Source organism: Ktedonobacterales bacterium (assembly GCA_036557285.1).
Classification (GTDB): domain Bacteria; phylum Chloroflexota; class Ktedonobacteria; order Ktedonobacterales; family DATBGS01; genus DATBHW01.
This window is the reverse complement of record DATBHW010000036.1, coordinates 1-5,315: the sequence shown is the minus strand read 5'-3', so window position 1 is coordinate 5,315 and position 5,315 is coordinate 1. Positions and strand designations below refer to the sequence as shown.

The following is a 5,315-nucleotide window of genomic DNA, read 5'->3' as shown; positions in this document are numbered from 1 at the left end:
CGCGGCTGGCTCTTTCGGCTCTTGCACAATGATGGTGCCGGTCGGAGCCTGATAGCCGGGAATCTGGCCCGCTTTCCACCAGCGAAAGGCCGTCCGATAACTGATGCCTTGTTGTTTGGCGTACTCTGAGAGCTTCATGCTCCCAGTATAGCATACACGTCAGCATCTGTCAATAAATGGCGTTATTTCTTACGAACGGTTTCAACACCACCGCCCGCGCCTTCCTGCTGGACGCGCATACCTCCGCCATCGAATGGTAAGCCAGAGAAAGATGAATAGCAAGCTTGCTATTCATCGTACAATCCCATCTCCTGGCCCAATCGCGTTAGCTCGTCCAGCGCCTCACGCCGCTCGGCATCGCGGCGCACTTTGTAGGCCATCACATCCTGAAAGTGGATACGTCGGTGCGTACCTGTCCTGAAGTAAGGAATCTGCCCTTCTTCCAACAGCTTGACCAGGAAGGGCCGCGAAACGTGCAGAATATCCGCCGCCTCCTGCGCCATCTGGTGGACCACCTGCCGCAAGACCTGAAAGAACGATTCGGGCGTCTCAATCTCCTCTCCCTCTGGCCCAAATCGCAATAAACGCAATAAACGCAATATTCGTTTGCTACGCCTCCGATGGCAGCGCCGCGCTCGGAACTGGCAGGTTCGCAAACAGATCGCGCTCCATGCGTTCCTGCGGCTGCGCTGCCGGATACACCCGCGACAGCGTAAGATTGCGCAGGAACAGACGGCTGAACGGACGGCTCAGCAGATCTCCCAGCGCGGAACGCTGAATCTGGCTGGCATGGCAGCGCATAGCAGCCCGCAGCGAAGCCTGATACCCGTCAATCGGAACCCTCGTCGTCACCGGCGTCATCGCATCCACAGTCGCCTTCAGGTCCATATCATGGTTCTTGCCTGCTTTGCGCGGATTCTGCCGCAGCGCCTTCATCACCACCAACCCCACGCGCAAGACCCGTTGGGGGAACGTCGTATAGTACAGCTTTTCGGGATGCTCCCCCTCCGTCTGCAACCGCTCGAAAGCCGCCACAGTCGCCTGGTTCATCTTGATATGATCGGGATGCCCATAGCCCCCAAACGTATTGAACGTAATCACCACCTGCGGGCGCACCCGGCGCATCACCTCCAGCACTCGCCCGGTCACTTCCTCCAGCGGCGCCTGCCACAGACTAGTCGCATCCTCGTTGTCGGCGCTGCCCATCATCCCGCTGTCGCGGTAGCCAAAGGTCACAACCTCCGTAAAGCCAATCGCCCTCGTCGCGCAGTTCAGTTCTGCCAGGCGCAGCGCCGCAATAGAAGCATAATCCCGCAAAAACTTCTCCTCGACATCGCCCACATCCCCATTTGTCGCGCAGATCAGCGTCGCTTTCGCGCCCTCAGCCACGTAGCGCGCCACCAGCGGAGCGCAGCCAACCTCATCATCTGGATGCGCCAGACAAATCAGCATACTTTTATCCATTGTACCTTTCCTCTATGAAAGCCCTGCAATACGTTCTCTCAGTGTACCATCTCCCCCAACCCTGCGCGCCGCCAACAGACAGCCGCCCCCGCTTGCGCAAGCGGGGGCGGCTGTCTATCCTCTTGTGCTCACTCTGCCATCGCAAACGTATACGGCGTAATCGGACGCAGGCCCGCTTCAATCTCCTTTCGGTGTCCCTCCAGGAAAGGCGGCAGAGCCAGCGCCTCGCCAAGATGCTCCGGGTCTTCATCCGTAGCGAAGCCCGGACCATCCGTAGCAATCTCGAAGAGTACCCCGCCTGGCTCGCGGAAATAGATCGAATGGAAGTAGAAGCGATTGATGAACGGCGTCACCTGCCGACCAGCCTCAACCACCCGCGCCCGCCAGAGGCGCTGTTCCTCATCGTCGGGCGTGCGAAACGCCACATGATGCACGCCGCCAATCCCCGGACGCCCATGCGGCACATCCGGGCGCGCCTCCAGATGTACCTCCGTCCCTGGCCCCCCTGGCCCCACCTCGAAGACCGTCACCGTATGCTGCTCAGCAGACTGATACGTCCCCCCCTGCCGGAACCCCAGCGTCTCCGTCAGCAGCCGGGCGCTCGGCCCCGTCTCCCTCAGCGTCAGCCTGACCGCGTACAGGCCGCGAATCCCCATCTCTGCCGGGACCGGACTCCCCTTCCAGGGCTGCCCCGCCATCCGCCCGCCATCGTCAATCAGTTCAAGCCGCTGCCCTTCAGGATCGCGGAACGCCAGCACAGCCCGCTCGTCAGCGCCGCGCGTCTGAATCCCATCGTGCGCTACCTGGAAACGCTCCAGCCGCTGCTCCCACCACTCCAGCGCCGCGCGCCCGCGTACCCCAAACGCAATCGCCGAAATCGTCCCAACGCCAGGGCGATTCTCCCCCGCCAGCGGCCAATCAAAAAACGTCAGTTCCGTCCCCGGATGCCCAATCTCATCCCCATAGAACAGATGATACGCCGACACATCATCCTGGTTCACCGTCTTCTTCACCAGCCGCATCCCCAACACCTGCGTATAAAAGGCCACGTTCTGCGACGCATGCCCCGTAATAGCCGTAATGTGATGAATCCCACCAAGTTCCATCACATCCCTCCTTCTCACTTGATACGCTCGTTCGGTATCTCAACCGCTCAGGTCTACACACTTCCGCTAAAAAAGAGGCGCCGCAGAAGGCATGCCCCCCAGCCCCAAGGCCGCGCCCTCTTCCTTCCTGCCCAAAAGTTTAGCACTAAACTTTCCAGAAGTCAAGAAACGGCCACAGCAGCGTATAACTGCTCATGCCAGCTTTATGATATCCTTGTGGTATACTATTAGATGAGAGGAGAGTGCTGGTAATGAACCCTTCCCAGGCTTTGGCGTCTTCCCTTTCGCCTGAAGAACAGCAACGTCGCCGTGCTATTATTGAGCAAGGTGTGACCCAGGTGCGCCTTGAGGGCCTGGCCCTGCCTTCCTTCTATTGGGAAGAAGCTGAGCGCTATATTCGTGGCGAATTGACGCTCGATGAACTGCGCCTTCAGTTGCTAGACCATATCAGGCGCTCATCTTGAACTCCAGCCTCCCACCAGACCCCTACGAATATTCCCAATATCCAGGTGTCCTGGTAAACAAACTGAATATCCATAACGCTGCCCAGTTGCAAGAAGCAGAGACCGTCCTGACCGCCATTAGGATCAGCGAACTCGAAGCCCAGCCGCTATTAGGCCGGTTTGATCTGGCCCACCTGCAAGCCATTCATCGCTCCATTTTTCAGGATATTTACCCCTGGGCCGGAGAACTGCGCATGATTGATATTGTCAAAGATCGCTCGTATTTTGCGAGTCACCGTTATCTGGAAAGTTCCGCCCACGCGCTTTTTATGCGTCTGAAGCAAGAAAAGCATCTACATGGCTTACCTCGTGAACGTTTTACAGAACGAGCCGCTTATTACCTTGGCGAACTGAACGCTCTGCATCCATTCCGTGAGGGCAATGGGCGGACTCAGCGGATGTTTCTGTTGTTTCTGGCGCGTGCCTCTGGATATGACTTGCTGTGGCATCAGGTGACTCCTGAACACATGCTTCGGGCATCAGAGGCAAGCCTTCTTCAGGGAAACAATCAAGAATTTACCCAAATGTTTCTTGACATCACCATCCCTCTCCCCCTTTCATAAAAGGAGAGCAAGCATGGCAGTGCGCGAAGCCCTGGCCTTTGACATGTACAGCACACTGGTAGACACCATCGGCATCAGAAAGCAGATTGAGCGCCTGCTTCCCGCGCAGGCGCAGCGCACATCAGAAATCTGGCGGCAAACCCAGCTTGAGTTCAGCTTTCGCCTGACGCTGATGGGCCGCTACGAAGACTTTGCCTACATCACCCGCAAGGCGCTGGATTACACACTGGCCGTGACCCGTCAGGAGCTTGACGCGGCGCAAAAGGACACGCTGATGGCACAGTACAACGCGCTGGAGCCATTCCCCGATGTCAAGCCGGGACTGGCGCAGTTGCAGGCGGCAGGCTTCCAGATGATCATCTTCTCCAACGGCGCGCCTGCCATGCTCAACGCCCTGCTCGATTCGGCGGGCCTGCGCCCCTACTTTCAGGACATCGTGAGCGCCAACGAGATCAGAGTCTATAAGCCCTCGCCGCGCCTCTACCAGCACGCCGCTCAACGCCTGGGCCGCCCCATTGGCGAAACGCGGCTCATCTCCGCCAACCCCTTCGATGTCAGCGGCGCGCTCAACGCCGGAATGCTCGCCGCGCTCGTCAACCGCTCAGGCGCTCCGCTTGATCCGCTTGGCTCGCGCCCCGATGTGATCGTCGGCACGCTCACCGAACTCGCCGAGCGCCTGGCGCAAGGAGCCTGACACCATGTCAATCAACCCCTTTCTGGCGATTGGCGACCGCTTTCAAGATACCAGCGTCGTTGACCGCTACCACCTGCGCCTGCCCTATCCCAGCGAAACTTTCGATCTCTTGCTGGCCTTGATAACCGACAGCCCCCGGGCGATTCTTGACGTGGGAACCGGGACAGGCGTGCTGGCGCGTCATCTGGTCGAGCGCGCCGACCGCGTTGACGCCCTCGATCCTTCCGCCGCCATGCTGGCGCGCGGCAAAACGCTGCCCAACGGCGATCATCCGCGCCTTCGCTGGCTGTATGGCCGCATCGAAGACGCGCCGCTTGCTCCGCCCTACGCCCTCATCACCCTGGGCGACTCCCTGATCTGGCTTCATTGGGAAGTCGTTTTCCCACGCTTAGCCCAACTGCTCACCCCGCGCGGTTATGTTGCCCTGGTTGAGCGTAAGGAATTGCCCGCCCCCTGGCACGACGGATTGCTCGCCTTCATTCGCCGCTACTCGACCATAAAGAACTATCCCACACTCGATCTGATCACCACCCTGGAGCAGGCAGAGCTTTTCACCAGAGCAGGCGAGCAAGAGACAGCGCCTATCAGTAACAGGCAATCCATTCCCGACTACATCGCCTCGTTCCACTCGCGCAGCAGCCTCTCGCTTGACCACATGCCCCCTTCAGACGCCGCCGCCTTCGACGAACAACTGCGCACCCTGGTCGAACCCTGGAGCCACGAAAACAGGCTTGAACTCCAGACCGTTGCCCGCATCATCTGGGGAAAGCCGCTCAGCTAGCGAGCCATTAAAACCGCGCCTCTCCTGACATTCAGACAAAAAGCACACCCACTTGTAGCGCCACCTTCCAGGCGGCCCACCGACGCCCCTCCAGGCGCACGCCACTTGTAGCGCCGCCTTCCAGGCGGCCAACGCCGCGCTCGCGCGCCCGCCGCCCCTGCGAACAAACGCCGCGCTTATTAGGTGGGGAGCCTGCGTCGGCAG

8 protein-coding genes are annotated in these 5,315 nt (G+C 59.5%); 4 read left to right on the top strand and 4 right to left on the bottom strand.

The window, feature by feature from the left end; all coding sequences use genetic code 11:
* The 4 genes from VH599_10415 to VH599_10400 form a co-directional block, all read right to left on the bottom strand.
* Window positions 1-138 (bottom strand): IS607 family transposase (locus VH599_10415; GenBank protein ID HEY7348717.1); only part of this gene is annotated, 138 nt, incomplete at its 3' end.
* 149 nt (window positions 139-287) lie between these two features.
* Window positions 288-590: an excisionase family DNA-binding protein gene (locus VH599_10410; GenBank protein HEY7348716.1), complete on the bottom strand. Its 303-nt coding sequence runs from the start codon at window positions 588-590 to the stop codon at window positions 288-290.
* Between the two features lie 19 nt (window positions 591-609).
* A complete protein-coding gene (locus VH599_10405) occupies window positions 610-1,464 on the bottom strand; it encodes a PIG-L family deacetylase (protein ID HEY7348715.1) in 855 nt (284 codons plus the stop codon).
* A 128-nt stretch (window positions 1,465-1,592) separates the two neighbouring features.
* Window positions 1,593-2,570, bottom strand: a complete 978-nt coding sequence (locus tag VH599_10400; protein HEY7348714.1) for a ring-cleaving dioxygenase — start codon at window positions 2,568-2,570, stop codon at window positions 1,593-1,595.
* 251 nt (window positions 2,571-2,821) lie between these two features.
* Here VH599_10400 and VH599_10395 point away from each other — a divergent pair, with 251 nt between their 5' ends.
* From VH599_10395 to VH599_10380, 4 genes are read left to right on the top strand one after another with little or no spacing between them, the layout of a single operon-like run.
* Window positions 2,822-3,034 (top strand): antitoxin VbhA family protein, encoded by a 213-nt coding sequence (locus VH599_10395; protein HEY7348713.1) that lies wholly within the window; start codon window positions 2,822-2,824, stop codon window positions 3,032-3,034.
* Window positions 3,031-3,636, top strand: coding sequence for a Fic family protein (locus tag VH599_10390; protein ID HEY7348712.1), 606 nt, complete (start codon window positions 3,031-3,033; stop codon window positions 3,634-3,636). Before VH599_10395 ends, VH599_10390 begins: the two co-directional genes overlap by 4 nt.
* Before the next feature lie 13 nt (window positions 3,637-3,649).
* Window positions 3,650-4,330: a haloacid dehalogenase type II gene (locus VH599_10385; GenBank protein ID HEY7348711.1), complete on the top strand. Its 681-nt coding sequence runs from the start codon at window positions 3,650-3,652 to the stop codon at window positions 4,328-4,330.
* A 4-nt stretch (window positions 4,331-4,334) separates the two neighbouring features.
* Window positions 4,335-5,111: a class I SAM-dependent methyltransferase gene (locus tag VH599_10380; GenBank protein HEY7348710.1), complete on the top strand. Its 777-nt coding sequence runs from the start codon at window positions 4,335-4,337 to the stop codon at window positions 5,109-5,111.
* Window positions 5,112-5,315: the final 204 nt, after the last annotated feature.